The following is a 24465-nucleotide window of genomic DNA, read 5'->3' on the forward strand; positions in this document are numbered from 1 at the left end:
GGACAAAACGCCCTTGTGGCAGGGCTTTCAGCGTGTTGCCACCGACTTGAAAAACCGCCTCTAAAACAGAAAAATACCTGAAAAAAACAGGTTTTTATCGACCTTCATCCCGGGAAAGGCAGGGTCTCCACCACTTCCAGATCGTAGCCAGTCAAGCCCGCGTATTTAAGCGGGGCACCCATGTGACGCAGTTTGCCGACGCCAATGTCTTGCAGGATTTGCGCCCCGGTGCCGACTTCCGAATAAATCCGCGACTGCGAACGGCTGAACTGCCGGGGCGCCTGGGTCAGTTGCGGAATACGTTCCAGCAACGCCTGAGATGACTCGTGGTTGGCCAGCACCACGACCACGCCAGTGCCCACCTCTGCGACCTTTTGCAGGGCAGCCCAAAGTGTCCAGTTGCTCGGCCCGGTGTATTCGGCACCCACCAGATCCCGCAGCGGATCGATGACATGGACCCGCACCAGCGTCGGCTCTTCGCGCTTGATGTCGCCCATGACCATTGCCATGTGGACGCCGCCTTCGATGCGATCCTCATAACTGATCAGACGGAAGGTGCCATGTACCGTCGGCAAGTCCCGCTCGCCGATGCGCAGGACCGTGTGCTCGGTGCTCAAGCGGTAGTGAATCAGGTCGGCGATGGTGCCGATCTTGATGCCGTGTCGGGCGGCGAAGGTTTCCAGGTCCGGGCGTCGGGCCATGGTGCCGTCGTCGTTCATGACCTCGACGATCACCGAAGCGGGAGTGAAACCGGCCAGCCGCGCCAGGTCGCAACCGGCTTCGGTATGGCCGGCGCGGGTCAGCACGCCACCTTCCCGGGCGCGCAGCGGGAAGATATGCCCGGGTTGCACCAGGTCGTCGGCGCAGGCATCGCTGGCTACCGCTGCGGCGACTGTCCGGGCCCGGTCGGCAGCGGAAATACCGGTGCTGACCCCGCTGGCCGCTTCGATGGATACTGTGAAGGCCGTGGCGAACACGCTGCCATTGCTGGGCACCATTTGTTCCAGGCCCAGACGCTGGCAATGCTCGTCGGTCAGGGTCAGGCAAATCAGGCCTCGCGCCTCGCGAGCCATGAAGCTGATCGCCTGGGCATCGCAACAGTCCGCCGCGAGCAACAGATCGCCTTCGTTCTCCCGGTCTTCGTCATCCACCAGCAGGACCATCTTGCCCTGACGGTAATCCTCTATGATTTCTTCGATTCGGTTGAAAGGCATGGGCTGGCTCCGGCTGTCGTATCGCTGTTTATTTGTGGTATACCATAAGACAGATAAATCATAAGCGACAGATATTTTTCAAGGGCGGAGGTGAAGATGAAGGCTTATTGGATTGCGCAGGTGGACGTCAACGATCCGGAGCAATATTCCGGCTATACGCAGCGCGCCCCGGCCGCGTTCAAGCTGTATGGCGGCAGGTTTCTGGCCCGAGGAGGGCGTAGCGAGGCCGTGGAAGGCAAGGCGGCTGCGCAGCGCACCGTGGTGATCGAATTTGATTCGTATGAACAGGCACTGGCCTGCTATCACTCGGCGGAATATCAGGACGCGCTGAGCTATCGCCAGGGCGCGTCGACGGCCGAGATTGTGATTGTAGAAGGAGTTTGAGAAGCGGCTCTTGTGGGAGCGAGCTTGCTCGCGAAGCTTTTAAATAAGGCTAAGAAAATGTGTCGGCCGAACTTGCCCTTTCGCGAGCAAGCTCGCTCCCACCAAGTTCGCTAAAAAAGGCTAGCGCAGTTCAGCGAATGAAATGCACCTTGCCGGTATCGTCGTTGCCGACGTAGATCCCGTATGAACCGGTCTGGCGTTCTTCGATGTAGCGCTCGAGGATCTGTCGGATTGCCGGGTAATAAATGCTGTCCCACGGAATGTCTTCGGGGGCGAAGAAGCGGCAGGCGAGGGTTTCCGGGCCGAACTGGCCGGTGATCTCCAGGGCGAGGGCGCGGAATACGATGTACACCTCGCTGATGCGCGGCACGCTGAAGATCGAGTAGGGTGAAACGATTTCGGCGCGTACGCCAGTTTCCTCCCAGACTTCGCGCAGTGCGGCCTGTTCGGTGGTTTCGCCGCTTTCCATGAAGCCCGCCGGCAGCGTCCAGGTGCCGGGACGCGGCGGTATGGCGCGCTGACACAACAGGTACTTGCCGTCCCGCTCGATGATGCAGCCGGCAATGATCTTGGGATTGACGTAATGAACGTAAGCGCAACTGCCGCAAATCAATCGCGGGTGTGTGTCACCCGCTGGAATGCGCTGAGCGAGGTCAGCGCCCCCACATTGCGGACAGAAGCGCGGAGTGACCATGTCAACGGCCTATGCGCGGTTCTTTGAGGGCCACCGGCTCGACGATTTCACGAACCTTGCTGCCATCGTTCTGCTTCAGCTTGAGGTAATCCAGCGCCACTTTGGCGGCACTGCGAACGTGATCCACCGACGCCTGATGCGCGGCGAGCGGATCACCGCTCTTGATGGCCGCAACGATGCGTTCCATCTCTTCGTTACTGGCGCTGCGACGGTTTTCCTGGGACACGGAGGTCGCCCGCAGGTAACTGATGCGTGCCTGCAACTGGCGCAACTGAGTGGCTGCGACATGGTTGCCCGAACCTTCGAGCAGCACGTCGTAGAAGCTCTGCACCGAGTCGATGACCTGTTGCAGCTCACCCTCGTTGAGCGCCTTGCGGTTTTCTTCGAGGGCTTTTTCCAGCGCCCGGATGTTCTTGGCCTTGGCGCGCAGGGTAAACAACTGCACGATCAGGCCTTCGAGCACACAGCGCAGCTCGTAGATATCGCAGGCATCTTCCAGAGTGATGATTGCCACGCGCGGCCCTTTGGCGTCGGCGAACTCCACCAGGCCCTCGGATTCCAGATGGCGCAGGGCTTCGCGAACCGAAGTGCGACTCACGCCCAGACGCTCGCACAGATCGCGTTCCACCAGGCGGTCGCCGGGCAGCAGCTGGAAATTCATGATGGCGCTACGCAGCTTGTCCAGCACGATTTCGCGCAGGGTAATAGGGTTGCGATTGACCTTGAAGCTGTCGTCGAGTGGAAGGCGTTTCATGGAGTCCCGCTCTGATTGTGACTGTCATGGGTGAAGCGAAAAGAGCCGTTATGCTCTGCAAGTCTGGTACATGGCCGCGAATCGGCAAATCTCGCCGGTGACGCAGCCAAAAACAGCGGCGAGTTTATCACGCAGGCTTGTGCAAGCGACACGCTGACTGCAACCGAAGCGGACTTCACTGCGCGACCGGCGCCTGTCAGACCAGTACCGGCAGCGGACCCAGCTTGCCCCGGTGATAAATCATCGGCGTGACCGGGTTTTTCGGCAGGATCAGATTGCGCACCGCGCCGACGATGATCGCGTGATCGCCGCCATCGTATTCGCGCCACAGCTCGCATTCGATGATCGCGGTGGCCTTGCCCAGCAGCGGATTGCCCAGTTCGCTCAAATGCCATTCGATACCCTTGGCCTTATCCTTGCCCTTGCTGGCGAACGCATAGGCTTCGGCGGTTTGGTCGGCGGACAGCAAGTGAATGGCGAACTGCTTGCTGTCACGCAGGATCGGATAGGTGTCCGAAGCATAGTTGGGGCAGAACAGCACCAGCGCCGGGTCGATGGACAGCGCACTGAAGGCGCTGGCGGTTATGCCGACGATCCCGCCCTCGGCATCCAGGGTGGTGACCACCGTGACGCCGGACGGAAATGAGCCCATGACTTCTTTGTAAATACCAGGTTCGATCATTTCGGGACTCTCCTTTGTGTTTGAAGCGTTGGAGCGAGCGGGTGGCATATTCACTGGATTTGATGACTGATCCAATGGTTTCGCGGGCAAGCCTCGCTCCAACGGACTCTGATCTGGTTGCCTCAACGCATCACAAACGGATCCGGCATTGGCTCGGCCGACAGGTTGATCCACACCGTTTTCAGCTCGGTATAGGCCAGCACCGAATCGATGCCGCTTTCGCGACCGTAGCCGCTGTTCTTGAAGCCGCCGATAGGCGCCATGGCTGACACGGCGCGATAGGTGTTCACCCAGATGATTCCGGAGCGAACATCCCGGGCCAGACGATGGGCGCGGCCCAGGTCCCGGGTCCAGATGCCTGCCGCCAGGCCGAACTGCGAGTCGTTGGCGATGGCCAGCGCCTCAGCTTCGTCCTTGAAGCGAATCACCGACGCCACTGGGCCGAACACTTCTTCCTGCATGATCTTCATCGAGTTGCGGTCGCATTCGAACAGCGTCGGCTCGTAGTACCAGCCTTCTGTGTCCATCGGCGGTCGCTTGCCGCCAGTCCGCAGGCGCGCACCTTCGGCGAGCGCATCGGCAACCAGACCTTCGACCACCGCCAGTTGTTGCGCGGTAGCCATTGGCCCCATTTCGCTGGCGTCTTCCTGAGGATTGCCAATGCGGATACGTTTGGCGCGCTCCACCAGGCGTTCAACGAACTCGTCATAGATTTCGTCTTGCACCAACAACCGCGAACCGGACACACAACTTTGCCCGGACGCGGCGTAGATCCCGGCAATCGCGCCGTTGATGGCGCTGTCCAGATCGGCGTCGGCAAAAATGATGTTGGGTGATTTACCACCCAGCTCCAGGGACAACTTGGCGAAGTTCTCGGCACTGCTGCGCACCACGTGGCGGGCGGTCGCCGCGCCACCGGTGAAAGCAATCTTGCGCACCAGCGGGTGACGGGTCAGGGCCGCGCCGGTACTTGGGCCATAACCGGTCACGACGTTGACCACGCCGGGCGGGATGCCCGCCTCAAGGGCCAGGCGCGCCAGTTCCAGCACGGTTGCCGAAGCATGTTCCGAAGGTTTGAGGACGATGGTATTGCCTGCAGCCAGTGCGGGGGCGAGCTTGATGGCGGTCAGATAGAGCGGGCTGTTCCAGGGAATGATCCCGGCCACCACGCCCATGGGTTCGTGCACTGTGTAGGCGAACAGGTCGGGCTTGTCCAGCGGCAGGGTGCCGCCTTCGAGCTTGTCCGCCAGGCCTGCGGTGTAGTGGAAGAACTCGGGCAGATAGCTGACCTGACCTCGAGTTTCACGAATCAGCTTGCCGTTATCGCGGCTTTCGAGTTGAGCCAGCTGTTCCTTGTTTTCGGCGATCAGGTCACCGAGCCGACGCAGCAACTTACCCCGCGCCGTAGCGGTCAGCTTGCGCCAGGCTGGGTTTTCGAACGCCCGCTGAGCGGCCTGCACGGCACGGTCGACATCGGCTTCGTCGGCGTCGGGCAACTCGGCCCAGGGTTGGGCGAGGGCCGGGTTGAGGCTCTGGAATGTCTTGCCGGAGAGGGCGTCGACCCATTGCCCATCAATACACATCTGAAAGCGCGCGAGCGTCATGCAACGATCCCCTTTGCCTGATTGTTTACGTCAGCCCTGGTCAGAAACTCCAGCAACACCTGGTTGACCAGACGCGGCGACTCCACCGGCATCATATGCCGCTGTTCGGCGAGCACCGCAACTTGCGCACCCGGAATATGCGTGGCCAGTTGCCTTGCCATTTCCGGCGTGGAGCCGGGGTCCAGTTCGCCAGTGGCGATCAGCGTCGGCACTTGAATACGGCCCAGGTCTTCGGCGCGGTACATATCCTGGGTAGCGAACAAGGTGTACGTCGTCAGATAGCCTTGCGGATCGTTATCAGCCAGTACCTGGCGAATGGCGGCGATCTGCGCCGGGTTGGCCGCCTGATATTCACGGCTGAACCAGCGCGATAAAGCTTCGGCGGCGTTGGCGTCCGGCCCGTGCTCGGCGGCCTGGCTGGTGCGGGCAATGACTCCGGCACGTTGCTCGGCAGAGCGATTGAACACGCTGTTGAGAATCACCATGCCGGAAATGCGCTGCGGGAAGTGCAGGGCGAAAGCCCGCGCGACCAGCCCGCCCATGGAAAAACCGATGACCGTGGCCTGCGCCAGGCCCAGATGGTCGAGCAATTCTTCCAGCTGTTCGGCATAACCACGCAATTGCGTGTCGGCCGCCGGGCGCGGACTGGCGCCATGACCGAGCATGTCGTACGCGATGACCTGATAGTGCGGAGCCAGACCTACGACCTGGCCGCCCCACATCTCTTTGTTCAAACCAACGCCGTGGATCAACACCACGGGATGGCCTTGGCCGGTCGCCAGGTAACTGGTGCCGGCGGGGGTGCGTTCAGCGGTGAGCCGAATCATGGATCGCTCCTGCGCTATGAGTCTTACTGGGCTTTCTCGGCGGCCAGGTCTTCAAGATCGATATAGCGGTTACCGATGCGTGGGTGCAGGCGCCCGCCATTGGCGGCACCGAGGACCACGACGATTTCATCGGCGCGTGGCGCATCTTCGATCTTCATTTCCAGGGTGATGTAGTGCGAGCGCAGGCCTTCGTCATCCTTGTGCATCATCGGGATCTGAATCGAAGTGCCGGGGCCGCCGCGTTTGTTGGTGAAGCTCAGGTAGCTCTTGGCTTTCACGGCTTCGCGGTAATGATTGCCGAAGCGCAGGGTGTGGATCACTGCCGAGGCATGCTCGATCTCGCCATCGGCACCGACCACCGCCGCTTTGCCATAGGCTTCGATTTTGTCGGCACCGCCGATGGCGTCAGTCAGGCGCTGGACCATCAATTCACCCAGCGCCGAGCAATTGGCGCGGATTTCCGGCTTCAGATCTTCGACGAAACCACGGCCGAGCCACGGGTTTTTGATCACCACGGCAAGGCCAATCATGGTCACCGGTTTGTCGGTGGCTTTACCGCCTTCGATGAAGGTTTCCTCGGCGTAGCTGACGATTTTGCGAATTTCGAAACTCATGAGTGGCTCCCAGACAGGGTTATTGGTGTGTATTGCGTCTGATGGTATACCATAATATCTAGCGTGCAAATCTTTCTGCATACGTCAGAGGTCAAATCCGCTGGACGCGATTCTGTGGGGGCAGTTTGCTGCCGGGATTGCGGGGGGAGGGTAACGCGACGTAAGGCACCCGAATCGCCTTCGAATCGCCTTCGCCGGGGTGTAAGGTAGGCAGGCAATCCCTTTCTCTTAACTGAAATGGAGGTAACTGTATGAGCACGCCCATGCTCTCGAAGATGCAAATCAATGGTTATCAAGTCATCAGCGTTAATAACGGTCCGTGGAAAGTCTGTACCAAGGATGATCGACTGGGTTCTTTCGGCACCCGACAAGAGGCCTTGGCCTATGCAGCCTCATTGCCGGCCTATCAGGCCAGGGTTCAGCGAGCGGAGCGCCCGTAATTCCGATCAGCGCATGTAGCCTCGGTAAACACCGGGGCTTTTTTGGCTCGCCGTTCGTCCGCCTAAACAACGATCAGGCAAACTTTCTACGAAGTGCTGTTTCGTAATCAATGGCACCGGTCGGCGCTGTCCGACTGCGTGCCATTGTTCAGATGATTAACGAGACGCAGAAGAGATGAACATCGAAACACTGATCCTCACCGAACCCGTCAAACGCCAGGTAATGCGCCTGCTCAGACAAATAGAACAAGCAAACTCCATGATCCAGGCAGTAAAGTCTGGCGCACGTGCCGATGGGTTCGTGCTCGGCCTGGAGGCTTCGGGAACGATGAGTCACAGTGAAATAGACAACTTGCATGTGTTCTTCGAAACAGCGCTTGAGGCCCGTTTGAGAGCGCTCGTGCAATGAACGAAAAGGGCGTTTAAATGAAACTCATGACTCTGTCCACTGCACATCACTCAAGCCGAATTGCTCGGCTTTGGGTTTACTGATAACGGGTACTTTGTCCATACGGTATTTGGGTATCTGGCCAAATCCCGCATCCACGGCTGCCCAGTTCCAGGCTGACGCATTGTCCATTGCCTGAGCGCAGACATAGAAGCTCTTGTACTTGCCGTGCAATAAATAGTCGATCCGGTAATGTCTGGAATGATGCATGTCTGCATCCCCTCTGTTGTTGATGTCGTCGATAGATGGAGTCCTGGTAGTTGAGAAAATTCGCGACTTCCGATGATCGGCATATCGCGCTAAGTTACCGGAATAAGCGATAGCAATCCGATATCAATCTTCGCCGGTTGAGCATTCATTCGTCTGGATTTTGCTTGCTTAATCTAACCATTCATTTGAAGGGCTATATAGGTGCGGCGGCGGGCAGGCCATGATAACTGCGATCAAAATACACCAGCGCTGCTGCGTCGTTCTGTCGACGCAGGGCCAATACTTCGCAGAACAGAATGTCATGTGTGCCGACACTCATCGTCTGGCTGACCCGGCAATCAAACGAAGCGGCAGCACCGTCCAGGACCGGCGCACCGGTCACCCATTCAGACCATCGTGCGGCGGCGAAGCGTTCGGCCATCGGCGTCTTGCCGCCGAAAAGATTGGACAGCTCGCGCTGATCGCTGGTCAGGGTATTGATGCACAAGGTTGCATGGGCGGTCAGCGCCGGATGCACCGAAGCCGAGCGATTCAGGCACACCAGCAGGGTCGGCGGCGAATCGGTAACGCTGCACACCGCTGTGGCGGTGAAACCGAAACGGCCGTGAGGCCCATCGGTGGTAATGACGTTGACGGCGGCAGCCAGGCCGGCCATGGCGTCGCGAAAATCCTGCTGTGCAATCGGCGCTGGCGCGGCAACGGCGAGTTTGGCTATTTGCATGTCAGTGTCTCCGCTCAGGCCTGGCTGGCCAGATAGTCAAGAAGTACGCGATTGAAAGGCTCCACGTCACTGACGCTGGAGGCATGACCGCCGTAGTTGAGCAATGCCAGGCGCGCGTTACAGAGGTTGTCGGCCAGATGTTGCGAACGCTGCCACGGCACGAGCATGTCGTCGCGATTGGCGATCAGCAGGGCAGGCGTTTTGATCTGGTCGAGCTGCTGTTCAATGTTGAAGGCTTGCAAGGCGGCGATGCGCCGCAGCAGGTTGTCGGTTTCCGGGAAGTGCGCCAAGGCGTGCGCTTCATCTTCGGCCAGCTGTGCGCTGTGCGCGGCGATCCAGTCGGCGGGGTACAAAAACAGCGCCTGGGCCTGAACGTAAGCGGCCGGGCCGGTATCGCGCAGCAGATTTTTGCGGATCGCGAAGCAGCGTTCACTGTGGGGATTCGGGCTGCTCCAGGCGTTGATCAACACCATGCTTTGCAGCAGTTGCGGGCGTTGCAGCGCCACTTGCAGTCCAACCAATCCACCCAGCGCATGGCCGATGAAGTGACATTGCCGGATATCCAGTTCATCGAGCATTTCCAGCAACTCACCGGCCATGCTCGCAATCGAATAATCTTCGGCAAGGCTGGCCGGACTGCGCCCGGTTCCGGCCTGGTCGTAGACCACGACGCGGTATTGCTCAGTGAGCACCGGCAACTGCGGCGCCCAGAAGCGTGCTGAACCACCCAGACCGGAACTCAACACCAGCGTCGGTGCATCTGCTGCCTGACAGCCGAGTATTTCGTAGTGCATGCAAGACTCCAGCGCGGACGCTCGTGCGTCCGCTTCGTTATAGGTTCAGCCGATGTGCGCGATGCTGGCAATTTCGATCAAGGCGTCGGGTTTCACCAGGCCGCACTGGATGCAATAGCGCGCCGGTTTTTCCCCGGCGAAGTATTCGGCATACACCTCGTTGACCTTGGCGTAATCCGCCCAGTCGCGAATCATGATCATGTTGAAGGTCACGTCATCCATCGTGCCGCCCGCTGTTTCGATCACGCTTTTTATGGTCTCCAGAACGTGGCGGGTCTGCGCCGTTGCATCGCCGACATGAACCACATTGTTGTCCTTGTCGAAGGGCAGGGTGCCGGAAACATACAGCACGCCATCCGCCATGGAACCGGGCACGAAGGGCGCGATGGGCTTGCTGGTGCCGGCGGGAATGATTGATTTCTTGGCCATGATGAAACTCCTCAGATCGCAGCGGTTTGAGTGCTAAAGGTGGTGCAGAAATCCTCGACGCTGGACACCCAGCCAAAGAAGGTTTCGATGTTGAACAACGCAGCCTGCTGGGCAAAGTCAGGTCCGGCCTGGTGGGTTGCATCGGCCAGCACCACGCCAAAGTATTCGAGGAAGAAACCATCACGCAGAGTCGATTCGACGCAGACGTTGGTGGCGATGCCGGTGAACACCAGATTGCGGATGCCGCGGCTGCGCAACAGGCTGTCGAAGTTGGTATTGAAAAAACCGCTGTAGCGGGTTTTCGGCACCACGATGTCGCCAGGCTGCGGCTGCAATTCATCCACCAGCTGATAATCCCAGCCACCTTTGGCGAGCAACTTGCCTTGCAGTTCAGGACGCTTGCGCATGGTTTTCAGTGCGTTGGATTTATGCCAGTTGGGCGAACCAGGACCGCCAGCTTCGACGTAATCCGGGTCCCAGCCGTTCTGGAAAAAGATCACCGGCATCCCGGCGGCCCGAGCGGCCACCAGGGCTTTCTGGATATTGGCAATGACCGGTCCGGTGCTGCTGACATCGAAACCGGCGAGGTCCAGATAACCGCCCAGTGTTGAATAGGCGTTCTGCATGTCGACCACGATCAAAGCGGTCTCGCTGGCCTTCATGCTCAGCGCTTCAGGACGTGCGGGCAGTTGCCGGGTCGGCGATGTGGATTCCGGCAGCAGATAACCGGAAGTGTGCGCGGGTGCATTCATCAGGCGGATTCCTGCAGTGGGTTGATATGTTGACGGCTGGTCATCAGCGGCTGAATTTTTTGCCCGAAATCTTCAACGCCTTTGACGAAATCATCGAAGGTCAGCATCACGCCCTGGGTGCCCGGCACCGTGGCGACTTCATCGAGCATGCGCGCGACGCTGGCCCACGAACCGACCAGCGTGCCCATGTTGATGTTTACTGCCGAAGTCGGGTCGGCCATCTGCCGCATGTTCGAGCCAGGGCTCTTGTCTGCAGCGCCTTTTTCGCTGAGCCAGGCGATGGCTTCTTCATCGGCGCCAGCCTTGATGTGCTCCCAGCGAACTCGGGCGGCGTCATCGGTGTCATCGGCGATGATCATGAACAGCGGGCAAGACGTGACGTTGCGGCCGGTTTTTTCGTTGGCTTCGATCAGCTTCGCGGCGGTCGGCGCATAGGCCATCGGCGTGTTCACGCCCTTGCCGAAGCAGAAGTTGTAGTCGGCGTATTGCGAGGAAAATGCCATGCCGGCTTCACTTTGCCCGGCGCAGATGAGCTTCATCTCGGCTTGAGGTTTGGGGCTGACCCGGCAGTCGTTCATGGTGAAATACTTGCCTTTCAGGTCGCTGTGCCCGGTGCCCCACAAGTCGCGCAGCACTTGGGCGTATTCGGCCAGGTATTCGTAACGGGTCGAGAAGAATTCATCCCCCGGCCACATGCCCATTTGTTCGTATTCCGGCTTCTGCCAGCCGGTCACCAGATTGACGCCGAAGCGGCCGCCGGAAATCGAATCGATGGTCGAGGCCATGCGCGCAACGATGGCGGGCGGAATCGTCAGCGTGGCAACCGTTGCGAACAAATGGATTCGACTGGTGACGGCGGCAAGCCCGGCCATCAAGGTGAACGACTCCATGTTGTGTTCCCAGAACTCTGTCTTGCCGCCGAAGCCGCGCAGCTTGATCATCGACAGCGCAAATTCGAAGCCGTAATGCTCGGCCTTCTGCACGATTTCCTTGTTCAATTCAAAGGTCGGCATGTACTGCGGCGCATTGCTTGAAATGAGCCAGCCGTTGTTGCCGATGGGAATGAAGATTCCAATATCCATGAGAAGGCCTCTTGCATGCGAACGATGATTGCGCTGCCCGGAGAGTCGGGTACACGGTACACATTGGCTTCTGCATGAAGCAGGCCAGATTTTTTTAGTCTATTTAAAACAATAGCTTGGTAAATAATTGCGAAGATTTCAGACCATTTGGTCCAGGTTAGAGCACTTGGTTTGTGCGCGACGCACGGGGATGGGGCAGAAACGCCGAACACGATCTGTTGGAACGAGGCTTGCCCGCGAATCGATAGTCCAGCCGATATTTTGTATCGCCTGAAATAACGATTCGCGAGCAAGGTGGATCGCCACCCCGGTCGCTCCCACACAAGTTCACTCCATATTAGATGCTGCAAATACCCAAGAGGTGTCTTGCGGGGTAAAGTGCCCCCGTACGCACTATCGAATCGGTCGTAAACGTGAATAACGAAACTCCAGCCACGCCGCCCAAACCTCTCAAACGCACGCGTGTGGTCAAGCCCAAGGTCGCTGCGATCAAAGCCAAATCTGTCGCAAAGGACAAGGGGACGCGGGCCGCCAGTGCTTCCACGCTGAACCGTCGCACGCGTTTGGTAGAAGGCAAGCGCACGGCGATTCTCGAAGCAGCGCTGGAGATTTTTTCTCGTTTCGGCTTGCACGGCACCAGTCTGGATCAGGTCGCGAGCATGGCCGACGTGTCCAAGACCAACCTGCTTTATTACTTCAGCAGCAAGGAAGAGCTGTACACCAGCGTGCTGCGTCAGTTGCTGGACGTCTGGCTTAAACCGCTGCGCGGGTTCAGCGCCGAGCAGGACCCGATCCAGGCGATCAGCGACTACATTCAGGTCAAGCTGGAATTGTCCCGTGATCACCCGGCCGAATCCCGCTTGTTCTGCCTGGAAATCATTCAGGGTGCACCGCTGATGCTCGCTGAACTTGAGCAGCCGTTGCGCGATATCGTCGAAGCCAAGGTGGCGGTGATTCAGGGCTGGATCGATGCCGGCAAGCTGGCGCCTATCGAGCCGCACCATCTGATTTTTTCCCTGTGGGCGACCACTCAGCACTACGCAGACTTCGCCCGGCAGATCAGTGCAGTGACCGGCAATTCTCTGCAAGACCCGGCGTTCTTCACCCAGACCCTGGAGAATCTGCAAGGGTTGATCCTTAATGGGATTAAACCCCGTCAAGGCTGAGCCTCGCGCTGAGTAGGAAGGTGTCAGTTCAGCCGACGCGATCCCTGTGGGACCGGATTTATCCGGGAAGAGGCCGGGACAGGCTCCGACTATTTCGCTGACTGAACCGACGCCTTCCCGGATAAATCCGGTCCCACCAGATCGCGCCGATTTTGAAATTGTAGGAGCGAATTTATTCGCGAAGGCGTCAGTCCAGTCGACACCTCTGGCGGCCGAATTGAAGCAGGATCCGTTGGAGCGAGGCTTGCCCGCGAAGGCGTCAGTTCTGCCGACGCGATCCTGTGGGACCGGATTTATCAATGACCCAAATCAACCCCCGTGCCCGCTTTTCGTGCCATCGCGCACAAACCAAGTGCTCTGCTTCGGACCATTTGATCTGAAATATTCATCATTAATAACTAACTCATTGAATAACAGCCCTATTTAAAGACTGGCACAGTTACTGCTTTTCTCCCTCGCACATTCAGGCCGGGCAACCGGTGCATCTTCAATGTTGTGTCGCGAGAGGCGTTAGTCGCATGACCTTGCAATCCGTCCCCATTATCGATCTTGCACCGTATTTTTCCGGCAGCGCAGAAGGCAAGGCTGCCGTCGCCAGGGCCGTCAATCAGGCCTGTCGGGACATCGGTTTCCTGGTGATCACTCATCATCAGATCCCCGCCGAATTGGTGCAGCGTGTGTCCGCTCTGACTCGACAGTTCTTCGATTTACCCCTGGCCGAAAAGCGCAAGGTGGATCGGCCCAGCCCGGAGATGGTGCGCGGTTACAGCGCAGTGGCCGAGGAAAGCCTGTCTTATTCGCTGGAAGAAAGCGCGCCGGGGGATTTGAAAGAGTCGTTTTCCATCGGCCCCAGCGACGTGCCGGACGAGGACTGCTATCACAACGCTGTTGCTGGCTCGCACTTCGCGCCCAATGTCTGGCCGCCGGAAAGCCTGTTGCCGGGTTTTCAGGACGCCTATCGCGAGTACTTTGCCGCCATGAGCGAGCTGGCGTGCTCGATGATGCGACTGTTCGCCCTGGCGCTGGAGCTGGACGAGCACTTCTTCGACGACCGCATCGACCGCCACATCAGCATGTTCCGCACCCTGAGTTACCCGGACATCAAGGCCGAGGTGGAAGCCGGGCAGATGCGTGCCAGCGCGCACACCGACTACGGCAGCATGACCATCGTCCGTCCGGACAGCGCGCTGGGTGGATTGCAGGTGCGCAATCAGCTGGGTGAGTGGGTCGATGTGCCGTATGTCGAGGACGGTTTCGTGGTCAATATCGGCGACTTGATGATGCTGTGGACCAACGACCGCTGGATCTCCACCTTGCACCGCGTGGTCAATCCGCCCGCTGACAGCGAGTCTGACAATCGCCGCCAGTCCCTCGTTTTTTTCCATCAGCCCAATTACGACGCCTTGATCGAATGCCTGCCCGGCTGCCTCGCCGAAGGTCAGCAAGCACGCCACGCGCCGGTCACTTCCGGCGACCATCTGCTGTCGAAATTCGTCAAGCAGACCACCTTCGGCGGCAGCAAGGTGGCCTGATGAACAACCTTTCCTACGTCAACGTATTTGCCCGGGACATCGTTGCCCTGAGCGGATTCTATTCTGCGCTGTTCGGCTTCAGCGAAATCGACGCGATCCGCTCACCGATTTTTCGTGGCCTGGACACCGGCAAATCTTGCATCGGTTTCAACGCGCCAGAAGCTTACGAGCTGCTCGGTCTCGGCGAGTATGCCGGGAGCAGCGGCGTGAAGTTTCTGCTCAATATCGACGTGTCCGAACAAGCCGAAGTCGACCGTCTGGTGCCGCTGGCGCTGGCCAGCGGCGCGACATTGGTCAAGGCGCCGTACCTGACTTATTACAACTGGTATCAGGCGGTGCTGCTCGACCCCGAACAGAACGTGTTTCGTATCAATTTCATGCTGTGAAGTCGCTTATTGCCTTTCGTTTGCCAATCATCAGGAAGATCAAAATGCTCAACAGATTTCTCAAGCACACCTTGGGTGCGGCGGTACTGCTCGGCTTGGCGAATGGCGCCATGGCGGACGGCCTGACCCTGGAAAAACCGGCGAAAATCGCCATGGTGTATATCAGCCCGCGCAATGACGGTGGCTGGACGCAGGCGTTCGATGAGTCGCGGGTCAAGCTGGAGAAAGAGCTGGGCACCAAAATCCAGTACGTCGAAAGCGTGCCGGAGAACGCCGCAGCGATTACCCCGGTGGTGGACCGCCTGATTTCCCGGGGTGCCAACGTGATCATCGGCACCGCGTTCGGCTATTCCGACACCTTCCTGGAACTGGCGAAGAAATACCCGAAAGTTGCCTTCCTCAACGGCTCCGGTACCACCAATGCGCCGAACCTGGAATCGTTCTACGGCCGTACCTACGAAAGCCAATACCTGTGCGGCATGGCAGCGGGCGCTGCATCGAAGACCGGCAAGCTCGGCTTCGTCGCTGCAAATCCCTTTGGCCAGGTGAACTGGACCGTCAATGCGTTCGAGTTGGGCGCGCAACAGATCAATCCCAATGCCACGGTCAACGTGATCTATACCGGCGCCTGGAACGACCCGGTCAAGGAACGCGCCGCCGCCATGGCGCTGATTGATAACGGTGCCGACGTCATCGGTCAGCACGTCGACAGTCCGACTCCGCAGATTGTCGCCCAGGAACGCGGGGTACTCGGCACCGGTCACCATCGCGACCTAAGCGAATTCGCGCCGAAAGCCACCGTGTGTTCCTCGGCCTGGGTCTGGGATCGCTTCCTGGCGCCTGAGCTGAAGAAAGTCATGGCCGGCAATTGGGTGCCCAATCCCAATGGCGCGCTGTTGTCCATGGAACAGGGCGGCACGGACATTACGCTCACTGCGGGCGAACACATCTCGGCAGAGAACAAGAAGAAAATCGAGCTGGCCCGGGAAGCCTTGATGAATGGCGAGAAGATTATTTACAGCGGCCCGATGAACGACCGCGACGGCAAGGAACGTATTGCTGCCGGCACCGCCATGTCCGATGCCGATCTGTGGAAAATGGACTGGTTTGTCAAAGGTGTGGCTTCCCAGCAATGAGCCAGGCTAACGCGATCCAACTCACCGGTATCAGCAAGACGTTTGATGGCTTCAAGGCCCTCAGCGATGCGCACTTCACCGCCAAATGGGGCGAAGTGCATGCGCTGCTGGGGGAAAACGGTGCCGGCAAATCGTCGCTGATGAATATCGCTGCGGGTTTGTACGCGCCGGAGAGTGGATCGCTGTTCATCGATGACAACCCGGTGCGGCTCAACGGTCCCAAGGACGCCAGCCGCCACCGGATTGGCATGGTGCATCAACATTTCAAGCTGGTGCGGCCGTTCACGGTTGCCCAGAATATTTTGCTGGGCCTGCCGCCTGAGCCGGGGCAGGGCAGCTATACCAGACGTCTGCAAACCCTTGAACAGCAAATCAGCGCCAAGGCCCGGGAACTGGGCTTTGCCATTGATCCACGGCGGACCATCGAGAGCTTGTCGATTGCCGAGCAGCAGCGGGTGGAAATCCTCAAGGTGCTGCTGGCCGGGGCGCGCATTCTGATTCTCGATGAGCCGACAGCGGTTCTCACTGATAAGGAAGCCGAAGGGCTGTTGAGCACGGTGCAGTCGTTTGCGCGGCAAGGCGCGGCGGTGATTCTGGTGACGCACAAGATGTCCGACGTCAAACGCTACGCCGACCGGGTCACGGTGATGCGCGGCGGACGTACCGTGGAAACCCTTGATCCGCAAAGCGTCACGGTCGAGCAGCTGGTGCGCCTCACGGTAGGTGAATCCGCGCCGACCCAGGAATACCCGATGGCGGCTGCCGGTGAAGCGCGGCTGATTGTGAAGAATCTCAGCTCGGTAGCCGGGCAAGGCCCGTTGGCCGGAGTCAACATGACCCTGCACGCCGGGCAGATCTACGGCATCGCCGGTGTCGGCGGCAACGGTCAGAGCGAACTGGCCAACGCCTTGATGGGCTTGCCGCAGCCGACCCAGGGCGAAATGCTCCTGCAAGGGTTTGGCGACTTGCGCCTGGCCTCGCCCGAGCGCCGTCGCGACTTGCGCATCGCGTCGATTCCCGCCGACCGCTACGGCGCGGCGCTGGCCGGCTCGCTGTCGGTGGCGGAAAACTTCGGCATCGGCCAGATCCACAGCGGCCGTTACGGCTCGTTCCTGCGCCTGCGCGGCAAAAAACTGGAGCAGGACGCCGCTGAGGCGATTCGCGCCTTCGATGTACAGGGCGTGCGTTCGCTGCAACAGAAAGCGGCATTACTCTCTGGGGGCAACGCGCAGAAACTGGTGATCGCCCGGGAATTCAGCCGTGACCCGCAATTGGTGCTGGTGCATAGCCCGAGTCGCGGCCTGGATGCGCGGGCCACGGCGGCAGTACACGGGCGACTGCGCGCGGCTCGCGACGCTGGCGCGGCGGTGTTGGTGATCAGCGAAGACCTTGATGAAGTGTTGGCGCTGGCCGACCGTATCGGCGTCATGAACAGCGGCCGTATTGTCGCGGAATTCGAGCGTCCTGCGGATCGTCAGGCGATTGGCAAGGCCATGGTGAGTCATGACTGACGTTATTCCTGAAGCTATTTTGCATTCCACTCCATCCTCAATGCCACGCCGCCAGCCTTTATTGGCACGGCGGTATGCCCTGGAAATTCGCCAGCAACTGGCCTGGTATTGGCAGGCGCTGATCATCGCGCTGGCGCTGGTGGTTGGCCTGTGGATTTCGGCGGCGATTCTGGTCGGTGCCGGGGTGCCAGCCGAAGAACTGCTCAACGAGTTCGTGGTGTTGACGGTGCTCGATCCACAGAACTTCAAGTCCGTGCTGTTTCAAGCCGCGCCGATGATTTTGGTGGGCCTGGCCGGCTGTATGGCGTTTCGCGCGCGGTTCTGGAACCTCGGCCTGGAAGGCCAGATGATCTGGGGCGGTATAGGCGCGACCGCCATTTCATTGTTCGAAGTGGGCCCGCCAGGCATTCGCCTGCCGCTGATGCTGGCTGCCGCGATGATCTGCGGTGTGCTGTGGACGCTGGCGCCGGTGCTGCTCAAGTTGCGTCTCAAGGTCAACGAGATTATTTCGACGCTGATGCTCAATTACATCGCGGCCAATTTCCTTCTGCATCTGCTGTATGGCAGCTGGAAGGACCCCCGCGACAACTTTCCGTATTCCCCGGCGTTCCGCAGCTTCGAGCGGTTGCCGGATCTGTTCGAAGGTTACAACGCTGCGATCCTGCTGGCCGGGCTGGTAACGCTGTTTGCCCTGTGGTTCGTGGGCATTTCCCGCGCCGGGTTGTATCTGCGCTTCGTCGATGCCAACCCGCGTGTGGCCAGTGCGGTCGGCGTGCCGGTGCGCAAGATGATCATCGGCACGGTGCTGTTATCCGGCGCGCTGGCCGGCGTCGCCGGTTTTATCGTCACGGCGGGGCAGGAAGGGCGCCTGACTCAGGCGTTCTATCAAGGCTACGGTTTTTCCGGAATCCTCATCGCATTCCTGGCGCGCAATAACCCGCTGGCGGCGACCATCGTGGCCTTGCTGGTGGCCATGCTGTTCGTGGCCGGGCGCAGTTTGCAGGTGTTCTATCAGATCCCGTTTTCCATGGTGCAGCTGATCCAGGCAATCCTGGTGATCTGCGTCGCCTCGTCGGATTTTTTCATTCGCCATCGCCTGCGGCGCATTCAGGCTAGCCAGCAGAGCGGAGAATCCTGATGGACATGATTGCCAACTGGTTGGGCAACTCGCCCGACTTCGCCGTACCTTTCGCCCTTGCGGCGCTGGGCCTGATCCTTACCGAGCGCGCCGGAGTGCTGGCGCTGGGCGCCGAGGGTTTGATGCTGGTGGGCGCGCTGGCGGCCATCGGTGCGCAACTGAGTTTCAGTACGCCATTGATTTCGTTACTGGCGGCAATGCTCGCGGGCAGCGTGGTTTCGTTGCTGTTCGCGCTGATGGTGCTGGTGATGCGCATCAATCAGGTGATCGCCGGTTTGGCGCTGGTGTTCTTCTGCCAGGGGCTGACCGGATTACTCGGCACCTTGCTGGAGTGGACCAACCACCCGGTCACCGGGCTGGCAGCGGTGCCGCTTTGGCCGTTTTCCGAATTGCTCCTGATCGGCAAAGTGTTCGTGCAGAACCCTTTGGTTTATCTCACGCCGATCATTTTCATCGCCGTGGTCTGGTTCCTCAACCGCAGCAATCACGGCCTGCGCTTGCGTGCCGTGGGTGAAAATCCCCAGGCTGCGGACGCCGCCGGTATCTCCGTGCTGGGCTATCGGTTGGCGGCGATCATGGCCGGTGCGGCGTTGATCGGTCTGGCGGGCGGTTACATCTCCGTGCTCAGCACCAAGATGTGGATTGCCGACATGACCGGCGGGCGCGGCTGGATTGCCGTTTCCCTGGTGATCTTTGCGCGCTGGTCGCCCTGGCGGGCGCTGGCCGGAGCCGTGTTGTTCGGCTGCATCGAAGCGTTGATTCCGCAACTGGCGACCACAGGCGTGCGCCTGCCGCAATACTTCGTGCTGATGACGCCCTACGCGGTCACGCTGCTGGTGATGATCTGGGTCGCCATGGGCCAGCGCGACTCGGCGGCCAGCTCGGGCAGCCAACCGGGTGCCTTGGGTGAGCCATTCATTCGAGAAGAACGGCGCTGATGGATAGCGGCCGATCAGGTGCTACTGCCTGATCGGCCGGTAATGGGATCTGTCACTTATCTGCACGTTTGTGGAACATCTACCCAGTCAATACTCGTATTTGCGCACCAAAATCAGGCGAAACGCGGCCGTATTTTTTAAAAACCTAAATTGGCGCCAATATTGTCAGGGTTTTTGGATTTTTGGCTCGGGTCTTGCTCAGGTAACCGCCAAACAACTGAGGTGGTGACATGAGTCGTCTGTTCCCTTGCATCGAAATCAGCGGCACGCCCTTTGAGCGCGGCGTGCAATACGGCAAAGCCTGTCCGCTGATCATTGCCCGCAGCATCGAAGTCTACAGTCAGCAATTGTTGGACATGGGTTACGACTGGGCGGGCATTCGGCGCTTGGTCAATCAGTTCGTGCCCAACATAGAAGCCTTTGAACCGCAGTACCTGGAAGAAATGCGCGGCATTGCCCAGGGTTGCGGTCAGGATTTCGAGGCCATCGTCCTGATCAACGCACGGACCGAGATTATCCATCTGGGCCGTCGCAACATGCTGGACAGGCCTGAGCTGGATGGCTGCACCGGGGCGATCATCCTGCCCGGCGCCACCTTGCACAACGAATTGCTGCACGGGCAGAACTGGGACTGGCGCGCCGAGTGCGCCGAAACCGGCGTGGTCCTGCACATCCGCCGTGAAGACGGCCCGGATGTGCTGACCTTTACCGAAGCCGGTGGCCTGGGCCGGGCGGGGCTCAACTCCATCGGTACCGCAATCACCGGCAATAACCTCGAATCGGACCGCGACTACCAGACCTTGGGCGTACCCTTGCCGTTGATTCGGCGCAAGGCGCTGGAAGCCAATCATTTCGCCTTGGCGATGAAGGTCGTGGCGGTGACGCCCAAGTCCGGCTCCAACAACATGATGCTCAGCCATGCCGGTGGTTTCGGCATCAACTACGAGTGCGCGCCCGATGAAGTCTTCCCGTTGTTTGAAGACAACGGTTTGCTGGTGCATGCCAACCATTGGCGCAGCCCGGTTGCACAGGTCAAGTTGAAAAATACCGGCATCGGTGGCGCGCCGGAGAGTTTCTACCGCGACATCCGGGTCGAGAAAATCCTTCGCCAGCGCCAGGGTGACCTGACCCTGGAACATATGAAAACCGCTTTCTTCGATGACTTCGGCACGCCGTTCGCCGTGTGCCGTCCGCCGCGGCCAAGCTCCAGCGGTGAAGACAATCTGTCGGCAACCGTAGCGATGATCGTCATGCGCCCGGCCAGCGGCTACATGGAAATCGCACCGCTGCCAGCAATCAGTCGTCTTTTCGGCAAGTACCAACTGGAGATGGAGTCCGATTACGCACGTTACGCAGTATGGTAGGGGATTGCCCAACGGCCGATTTTCATTTTTCTGTTGGAGCCAGCGGGCGGCGTCCGACTTGCCCGCGAATCAGGCGCCTCGGTGGGCCAGATCCAACGCGTTATCGTTCTTCGCGAGCAAGCTCGCTCCTACAGAAATGCATTTCGGCCAGTACAGTACCGAGGAAGATAAATGCTTCGTTTGATCATTGCGCGTCTGGCCATGGCGGTTCCGACGTTGCTGCTGATTTCCATCGCGGTGTTCGCGATGATTCGCCTGATTCCCGGCGATCCGGCATTGCTGATGCTGGGCGACATGGCGGATCCGGCCAATCTGAGCGCGCTGCGTCAGTCTCTGGGCCTGGATCAGCCGATGTGGATTCAGTACCTGATCTGGATCAAAGCGGTGCTGAGCGGTGATCTGGGTCATTCCATCACCAGTCAGCAAGCGGTATTACCGCTGGTTCTGGACCGTTTCAGCGTCAGCCTGACCATCGTCCTGAGCGCCGTGTTTCTCGCCGCGCTGATCGCCGTGCCGCTGGGCATGCTCGCCGCCTGGAAGCAGAACAGCCTGGTGGACCTCGGGCTGGTTACAGCGGCAACCTTGCTGTTGTCGATCCCCGGTTTCTGGATGGGCCTGCTGTTGCTGTATGCGTTTGGCCTGGCGCTGGGCTGGTTACCAGTGGTGGGTTATGTGCCGTTTGGCGAAGACTTCGGCAAGGCGCTGACCTACGTGATTCTGCCGATCGCCACGCTGGTGCTGCATGAGAGCGGGGTGATCATTCGCATGGCCAGGGCCAGCACTATCGAAGTGCTGCGTCTGGATTACATCGCCCACGCCAGGGCCAAAGGCTTATCGGAACGAGCGGTGCTCTGGCGCCACACGCTGCGCAATGCCTTCGCGCCAACCTGGACGCTCATCGGCCTGATCCTCGGTAACTTGCTCGGCGGCATCGCGGTGATCGAAACCGTGTTCACCATTCCGGGCATTGGCCGGCTGATGGTCGACGCCATCTATGCCCGGGACTATCCGGTGCTGCAGGGCAGCCTGTTGCTGATCACCTTTGTTTATGTGCTGGTCAATCTGGTCGTCGACCTGATGTATCCGCTGTTCGATCCTCGGGTGAAAGTATGAAAACACTGAACGAGTCATTGCCGCTTGCCGTGCCGCCTGCGGCGCCCATTCGCAGAATGCGCATGCCGTCTTTCAACGCCCTGATCGGTGGTCTGCTGGTGGCAGTGCTGCTGGCAATGGCGCTGACCGGAGTGTTCTGGACCCCTTACGACCCCTTGAAACTGGACCTGCTGCATCGCTTCCAGCCACCGTCGTGGGCGCATGTGCTGGGCACTGACGAATTCGGCCGTGACGTGCTCAGCCGGATCATTATTGGCGCGCGCACCAGTCTGTGGATCAGCCTGCTCACCGTTTCCCTGGCGATTACCGTCGGCACGTTGTTCGGCCTGTTGGCCGGTTACTTGCGCGGCTGGACTGACCGCTTGCTGATGATGGTCAACGACGCGTTGCTGGCGTTCCCCGGCATGTTGCTGGCGCTGGGTTTGCTGGCAATTGTCGGCGCCAGTCAGTACGGCATCGTGCTGGCGTTGGGCATCGCCTACATTCCGACGGTGGTGCGCGTGGTACGCAGCACTGTGCTGTCGTTGCGCGAGCGGGAGTTCATCGAGGCCTCGCGAGTCATCGGCAACTCCGAGCTGTACACCATGTGGAAACACATCGCACCCAACTGCGTGGCGCCGCTGATTGTCCTGGCGACCAGTATGTTCGGCTGGGCAATCCTTTCGGAAAGCGCCTTGAGTTTCCTCGGCCTCGGCGTCCCGCCGCCCGCGGCGACCTGGGGCAACATGCTCGCCGCCAGCCGTCCGCATCTGGCCACTGCGCCATGGCTGGGCTTCTTCCCGGGCTTGATGATCGCCATCGCCTTGATCGGCATTAACCTCTTCGGCGATGCATTGCGTGATCGCCTCGACCCAAGGATGAACCGTTAATGGTCAGCGTGAAGCCATTGCTGCGCGTCAGCAATCTGAGCATCCAGGTCGGCGTCGATGGAGCGCTTGCCGTAGATCGGTTGAGCTTTGATATGGCGCCGGGTGAGATTGTCGCCCTGGTGGGCGAATCCGGCAGCGGCAAGACCATGGCCGCGCGAGCGGTTATCGGCTTGCTGCCGCCGCCCATGCGGGTTTCGGCAGGGCAGTTGCTGCTCGATGACGTTGACCTGTGCACCCTCGATCACGAGCAACTGCGCCAGGTGCGCGGCGCGCGGATCGGTATGGTTTTTCAGGAACCCATGGTTTCGCTGAACCCGACGCTGACCATCGGCCAGCAAATGGCTGAAGGGCTGCGCCTGCACACCGATCAGGACGAGAAAACCATTCGCGCCCGGTCGCTGGAAATGCTCCGCCGCATCGGCATCGACGACCCGGAACGCTGCCTGAGCGCGTTCCCCCATGAGTTTTCCGGCGGCATGCGCCAGCGCATCATGCTTGCCTCGGTGATGCTGTTGCGTCCGGCCTTGCTGATTGCCGACGAACCCACCACGGCGCTGGACACCCTGGCTCAGGCCGACGTCATCGAATTAATGCTGGAACTGACCCGGGAATACGGCACCGCCGTGCTGTTCATCAGCCACGATTTGTCGCTGGTGGTGCGCCATGCCCACAAGGTCGTCGTGATGCGTCACGGCAAGGCGGTGGAGATCGGGCCGACCCGGGACATCTTGCTTGGCCCCAAGGCTGACTACACACGGCAGTTGCTGGAGGCGTTGCCGACCCGGGGTGAACTGGCGCCGCCTTCGACGTCTTCGACGTTGGTGGACATTCGCAACGTGACCATCGATCACCCCGGTCGCAAGCGGTTCATGCGCCGTACCGAAGCCAAGCGCGCGGTGGATGGCGTCAACCTGACGATTGCCGCCGGGGAAACCGTGGCGCTGGTGGGCGCCAGCGGTTCGGGCAAAACCACCTTGGGCCGCTCAGTGGTCGGCCTGATCACACCAAGCGCCGGGGAAATATTTTTTGACGGCGTGGACATTCTCAAACGCGGCAACCGCGAGCATCGCCTGCAGTGCCAGATGATTTTTCAGGACCCGGTTTCCTCACTGGACCCGCGCGCGAGGATCGCTGACATCCTCGCCGAACCCTTGCGTCACGTGCCCGGCCTGACCCGCGCGCAGTGCGCCGAGCGGGTGCGCATCATCCTCAAGGACGTGGGCCTGGACGAGCAATTTGCCACACGCTTTCCGCATCAGCTGTCTGGCGGGCAACGCCAGCGGGTGGCGATTGGTCGGGCGCTGGTTCGGCATCCGAAACTGGTCATCGCCGACGAGCCGATTTCGGCGCTGGACATGACCATCCAGAAACAGATTCTCGAATTGTTCGAGCGCTTGCAGGCGCAGTACGGCTTTGCCTGCCTGTTCATTTCCCATGACCTGGCGGCTGTGGAGCGCATCGCGCATCGGGTTGCGGTCATGCAGCACGGTTGCCTGGTGGAAGTGGGCAGCATCGCGCAGGTCTTCGATCACCCGCAGCACCCGTTTACCCGACGTCTGCTGGCGGCCGCCAATCCGCTGCTGCGTTTGCCCGACGGCAGCTATCAGCTGCGCAGCAGTGCGGCGCCATGAGTTCTGTGTTTACAGCATCACCCTGTGATTTA

Annotated in this window: 27 protein-coding genes; 14 read left to right on the forward strand and 13 right to left on the reverse strand. The window is 59.8% G+C overall.

Annotated features, from left to right (window positions below; translation table 11 throughout):
- Positions 1-104: 104 nt before the first annotated feature.
- Complete coding sequence (gene ribBA / locus AFK24_RS16190) at positions 105-1214, reverse strand: bifunctional 3,4-dihydroxy-2-butanone-4-phosphate synthase/GTP cyclohydrolase II (protein WP_065834158.1); 1110 nt, start codon at positions 1212-1214, stop codon at positions 105-107.
- Positions 1215-1310: 96 nt separating this feature from the next.
- Between ribBA and AFK24_RS16195 the strand changes: the two genes are divergently transcribed.
- Positions 1311-1598 (forward strand): DUF1330 domain-containing protein, encoded by a 288-nt coding sequence (locus AFK24_RS16195; RefSeq protein WP_065834159.1) that lies wholly within the window; start codon positions 1311-1313, stop codon positions 1596-1598.
- A 130-nt stretch (positions 1599-1728) separates the two neighbouring features.
- Here the strand turns inward: AFK24_RS16195 and AFK24_RS16200 are convergent, their stop codons facing one another.
- From AFK24_RS16200 to AFK24_RS16225, 6 genes are all read right to left on the reverse strand, one after another.
- Positions 1729-2292 carry an NUDIX hydrolase gene (locus AFK24_RS16200; RefSeq protein ID WP_065834160.1) on the reverse strand — a complete coding sequence of 188 codons (564 nt, stop codon included), beginning with the start codon at positions 2290-2292 and terminating at the stop codon, positions 1729-1731.
- 1 nt (position 2293) lies between these two features.
- Positions 2294-3046, reverse strand: coding sequence for a GntR family transcriptional regulator (locus AFK24_RS16205; RefSeq protein WP_065834161.1), 753 nt, complete (start codon positions 3044-3046; stop codon positions 2294-2296).
- A gap of 196 nt (positions 3047-3242) precedes the next feature.
- Complete coding sequence (locus AFK24_RS16210) at positions 3243-3728, reverse strand: flavin reductase family protein (RefSeq protein WP_065834162.1); 486 nt, start codon at positions 3726-3728, stop codon at positions 3243-3245.
- Positions 3729-3850: 122 nt separating this feature from the next.
- A complete protein-coding gene (locus tag AFK24_RS16215; protein ID WP_065834163.1) occupies positions 3851-5332 on the reverse strand; it encodes an aldehyde dehydrogenase in 1482 nt (493 codons plus the stop codon).
- The gene (locus AFK24_RS16220; protein ID WP_065834164.1) at positions 5329-6159 is read right to left on the reverse strand and encodes an alpha/beta fold hydrolase; all 831 of its coding nucleotides are present in this window, start codon (positions 6157-6159) and stop codon (positions 5329-5331) included. Before AFK24_RS16220 ends, AFK24_RS16215 begins: the two co-directional genes overlap by 4 nt.
- Positions 6160-6182: 23 nt before the next feature.
- Entirely contained in the window at positions 6183-6773 is a 591-nt protein-coding gene (locus tag AFK24_RS16225) for an amino acid synthesis family protein (RefSeq protein ID WP_065834165.1), read from the reverse strand.
- A gap of 251 nt (positions 6774-7024) precedes the next feature.
- Between AFK24_RS16225 and AFK24_RS16230 the strand changes: the two genes are divergently transcribed.
- Positions 7025-7213 carry a DUF2188 domain-containing protein gene (locus tag AFK24_RS16230; protein WP_065834166.1) on the forward strand — a complete coding sequence of 63 codons (189 nt, stop codon included), beginning with the start codon at positions 7025-7027 and terminating at the stop codon, positions 7211-7213.
- 175 nt (positions 7214-7388) lie between these two features.
- Positions 7389-7622 (forward strand): hypothetical protein, encoded by a 234-nt coding sequence (locus AFK24_RS16235; RefSeq protein ID WP_065834167.1) that lies wholly within the window; start codon positions 7389-7391, stop codon positions 7620-7622.
- A gap of 24 nt (positions 7623-7646) precedes the next feature.
- Here the strand turns inward: AFK24_RS16235 and AFK24_RS16240 are convergent, their stop codons facing one another.
- The 6 genes from AFK24_RS16240 to rutA all read right to left on the reverse strand — a co-directional run bounded on the left by AFK24_RS16240 (position 7647) and on the right by rutA (position 11649).
- Positions 7647-7871, reverse strand: coding sequence for a DUF6555 family protein (locus AFK24_RS16240; RefSeq protein ID WP_065834168.1), 225 nt, complete (start codon positions 7869-7871; stop codon positions 7647-7649).
- Between the two features lie 193 nt (positions 7872-8064).
- Positions 8065-8592, reverse strand: coding sequence for an NADH-dependent FMN reductase RutF (gene rutF / locus AFK24_RS16245; protein ID WP_065834169.1), 528 nt, complete (start codon positions 8590-8592; stop codon positions 8065-8067).
- A gap of 14 nt (positions 8593-8606) precedes the next feature.
- Positions 8607-9386, reverse strand: coding sequence for a pyrimidine utilization protein D (gene rutD / locus AFK24_RS16250; RefSeq protein WP_065834170.1), 780 nt, complete (start codon positions 9384-9386; stop codon positions 8607-8609).
- A gap of 45 nt (positions 9387-9431) precedes the next feature.
- Positions 9432-9815, reverse strand: a complete 384-nt coding sequence (rutC, locus tag AFK24_RS16255) for a pyrimidine utilization protein C (protein ID WP_065834171.1) — start codon at positions 9813-9815, stop codon at positions 9432-9434.
- Between the two features lie 11 nt (positions 9816-9826).
- Positions 9827-10567, reverse strand: coding sequence for a pyrimidine utilization protein B (rutB, locus tag AFK24_RS16260; protein ID WP_065834172.1), 741 nt, complete (start codon positions 10565-10567; stop codon positions 9827-9829).
- The gene (rutA, locus tag AFK24_RS16265) at positions 10567-11649 is read right to left on the reverse strand and encodes a pyrimidine utilization protein A (protein WP_065834173.1); all 1083 of its coding nucleotides are present in this window, start codon (positions 11647-11649) and stop codon (positions 10567-10569) included. Before rutA ends, rutB begins: the two co-directional genes overlap by 1 nt.
- Positions 11650-12062: 413 nt before the next feature.
- Here rutA and rutR point away from each other — a divergent pair, with 413 nt between their 5' ends.
- The 11 genes from rutR to AFK24_RS16320 all read left to right on the forward strand — a co-directional run bounded on the left by rutR (position 12063) and on the right by AFK24_RS16320 (position 24433).
- Positions 12063-12815, forward strand: coding sequence for an HTH-type transcriptional regulator RutR (gene rutR / locus AFK24_RS16270; protein ID WP_430962164.1), 753 nt, complete (start codon positions 12063-12065; stop codon positions 12813-12815).
- Positions 12816-13333: 518 nt separating this feature from the next.
- The gene (locus AFK24_RS16275; protein ID WP_065834174.1) at positions 13334-14347 is read left to right on the forward strand and encodes an isopenicillin N synthase family dioxygenase; all 1014 of its coding nucleotides are present in this window, start codon (positions 13334-13336) and stop codon (positions 14345-14347) included.
- Entirely contained in the window at positions 14347-14733 is a 387-nt protein-coding gene (locus AFK24_RS16280) for a glyoxalase/bleomycin resistance/dioxygenase family protein (protein WP_065834175.1), read from the forward strand. Before AFK24_RS16275 ends, AFK24_RS16280 begins: the two co-directional genes overlap by 1 nt.
- A gap of 44 nt (positions 14734-14777) precedes the next feature.
- A complete protein-coding gene (locus AFK24_RS16285; protein ID WP_065834176.1) occupies positions 14778-15869 on the forward strand; it encodes a BMP family ABC transporter substrate-binding protein in 1092 nt (363 codons plus the stop codon).
- Entirely contained in the window at positions 15866-17380 is a 1515-nt protein-coding gene (locus AFK24_RS16290; protein WP_065834177.1) for an ABC transporter ATP-binding protein, read from the forward strand. The genes AFK24_RS16285 and AFK24_RS16290 overlap by 4 nt, the downstream gene beginning before the upstream one ends.
- Before the next feature lie 40 nt (positions 17381-17420).
- On the forward strand, positions 17421-18518 hold the full coding sequence (locus AFK24_RS16295; RefSeq protein ID WP_080482182.1) for an ABC transporter permease: 1098 nt from the start codon (positions 17421-17423) through the stop codon (positions 18516-18518).
- On the forward strand, positions 18518-19456 hold the full coding sequence (locus AFK24_RS16300) for an ABC transporter permease (RefSeq protein WP_065834179.1): 939 nt from the start codon (positions 18518-18520) through the stop codon (positions 19454-19456). The genes AFK24_RS16295 and AFK24_RS16300 overlap by 1 nt, the downstream gene beginning before the upstream one ends.
- A 230-nt stretch (positions 19457-19686) precedes the next feature.
- Positions 19687-20820, forward strand: a complete 1134-nt coding sequence (locus tag AFK24_RS16305) for a C45 family autoproteolytic acyltransferase/hydolase (RefSeq protein WP_065834180.1) — start codon at positions 19687-19689, stop codon at positions 20818-20820.
- A 171-nt stretch (positions 20821-20991) separates the two neighbouring features.
- The gene (locus tag AFK24_RS16310; protein ID WP_065834181.1) at positions 20992-21933 is read left to right on the forward strand and encodes an ABC transporter permease; all 942 of its coding nucleotides are present in this window, start codon (positions 20992-20994) and stop codon (positions 21931-21933) included.
- Positions 21930-22802, forward strand: coding sequence for an ABC transporter permease (locus tag AFK24_RS16315; protein ID WP_065834182.1), 873 nt, complete (start codon positions 21930-21932; stop codon positions 22800-22802). The genes AFK24_RS16310 and AFK24_RS16315 overlap by 4 nt, the downstream gene beginning before the upstream one ends.
- A complete protein-coding gene (locus AFK24_RS16320; RefSeq protein ID WP_065834183.1) occupies positions 22802-24433 on the forward strand; it encodes a dipeptide ABC transporter ATP-binding protein in 1632 nt (543 codons plus the stop codon). The genes AFK24_RS16315 and AFK24_RS16320 overlap by 1 nt, the downstream gene beginning before the upstream one ends.
- The last annotated feature ends 32 nt before the right edge of the window (positions 24434-24465 follow it).

It is taken from the genome of Pseudomonas syringae (assembly GCF_001698815.1).
In the GTDB taxonomy this organism is placed as follows: Bacteria; Pseudomonadota; Gammaproteobacteria; order Pseudomonadales; family Pseudomonadaceae; genus Aquipseudomonas; species Aquipseudomonas syringae_A.

What these genes read in the sequence shown, in the direction of transcription:
- ribBA (WP_065834158.1), bottom strand. Translation starts at nt 1,214, where the DNA reads ATGCCTTTCAACCGAATCGAAGAAATCATAGAGGATTACCGTCAGGGC.
- AFK24_RS16195 (WP_065834159.1), top strand. Translation starts at nt 1,311, where the DNA reads ATGAAGGCTTATTGGATTGCGCAGGTGGACGTCAACGATCCGGAGCAA.
- AFK24_RS16200 (WP_065834160.1), bottom strand. Translation starts at nt 2,292, where the DNA reads ATGGTCACTCCGCGCTTCTGTCCGCAATGTGGGGGCGCTGACCTCGCT.
- AFK24_RS16205 (WP_065834161.1), bottom strand. Translation starts at nt 3,046, where the DNA reads ATGAAACGCCTTCCACTCGACGACAGCTTCAAGGTCAATCGCAACCCT.
- AFK24_RS16210 (WP_065834162.1), bottom strand. Translation starts at nt 3,728, where the DNA reads ATGATCGAACCTGGTATTTACAAAGAAGTCATGGGCTCATTTCCGTCC.
- AFK24_RS16215 (WP_065834163.1), bottom strand. Translation starts at nt 5,332, where the DNA reads ATGACGCTCGCGCGCTTTCAGATGTGTATTGATGGGCAATGGGTCGAC.
- AFK24_RS16220 (WP_065834164.1), bottom strand. Translation starts at nt 6,159, where the DNA reads ATGATTCGGCTCACCGCTGAACGCACCCCCGCCGGCACCAGTTACCTG.
- AFK24_RS16225 (WP_065834165.1), bottom strand. Translation starts at nt 6,773, where the DNA reads ATGAGTTTCGAAATTCGCAAAATCGTCAGCTACGCCGAGGAAACCTTC.
- AFK24_RS16230 (WP_065834166.1), top strand. Translation starts at nt 7,025, where the DNA reads ATGAGCACGCCCATGCTCTCGAAGATGCAAATCAATGGTTATCAAGTC.
- AFK24_RS16235 (WP_065834167.1), top strand. Translation starts at nt 7,389, where the DNA reads ATGAACATCGAAACACTGATCCTCACCGAACCCGTCAAACGCCAGGTA.
- AFK24_RS16240 (WP_065834168.1), bottom strand. Translation starts at nt 7,871, where the DNA reads ATGCATCATTCCAGACATTACCGGATCGACTATTTATTGCACGGCAAG.
- rutF (WP_065834169.1), bottom strand. Translation starts at nt 8,592, where the DNA reads ATGCAAATAGCCAAACTCGCCGTTGCCGCGCCAGCGCCGATTGCACAG.
- rutD (WP_065834170.1), bottom strand. Translation starts at nt 9,386, where the DNA reads ATGCACTACGAAATACTCGGCTGTCAGGCAGCAGATGCACCGACGCTG.
- rutC (WP_065834171.1), bottom strand. Translation starts at nt 9,815, where the DNA reads ATGGCCAAGAAATCAATCATTCCCGCCGGCACCAGCAAGCCCATCGCG.
- rutB (WP_065834172.1), bottom strand. Translation starts at nt 10,567, where the DNA reads ATGAATGCACCCGCGCACACTTCCGGTTATCTGCTGCCGGAATCCACA.
- rutA (WP_065834173.1), bottom strand. Translation starts at nt 11,649, where the DNA reads ATGGATATTGGAATCTTCATTCCCATCGGCAACAACGGCTGGCTCATT.
- AFK24_RS16275 (WP_065834174.1), top strand. Translation starts at nt 13,334, where the DNA reads ATGACCTTGCAATCCGTCCCCATTATCGATCTTGCACCGTATTTTTCC.
- AFK24_RS16280 (WP_065834175.1), top strand. Translation starts at nt 14,347, where the DNA reads ATGAACAACCTTTCCTACGTCAACGTATTTGCCCGGGACATCGTTGCC.
- AFK24_RS16285 (WP_065834176.1), top strand. Translation starts at nt 14,778, where the DNA reads ATGCTCAACAGATTTCTCAAGCACACCTTGGGTGCGGCGGTACTGCTC.
- AFK24_RS16290 (WP_065834177.1), top strand. Translation starts at nt 15,866, where the DNA reads ATGAGCCAGGCTAACGCGATCCAACTCACCGGTATCAGCAAGACGTTT.
- AFK24_RS16295 (WP_080482182.1), top strand. Translation starts at nt 17,421, where the DNA reads ATGCCACGCCGCCAGCCTTTATTGGCACGGCGGTATGCCCTGGAAATT.
- AFK24_RS16300 (WP_065834179.1), top strand. Translation starts at nt 18,518, where the DNA reads ATGGACATGATTGCCAACTGGTTGGGCAACTCGCCCGACTTCGCCGTA.
- AFK24_RS16305 (WP_065834180.1), top strand. Translation starts at nt 19,687, where the DNA reads ATGAGTCGTCTGTTCCCTTGCATCGAAATCAGCGGCACGCCCTTTGAG.
- AFK24_RS16310 (WP_065834181.1), top strand. Translation starts at nt 20,992, where the DNA reads ATGCTTCGTTTGATCATTGCGCGTCTGGCCATGGCGGTTCCGACGTTG.
- AFK24_RS16315 (WP_065834182.1), top strand. Translation starts at nt 21,930, where the DNA reads ATGAAAACACTGAACGAGTCATTGCCGCTTGCCGTGCCGCCTGCGGCG.
- AFK24_RS16320 (WP_065834183.1), top strand. Translation starts at nt 22,802, where the DNA reads ATGGTCAGCGTGAAGCCATTGCTGCGCGTCAGCAATCTGAGCATCCAG.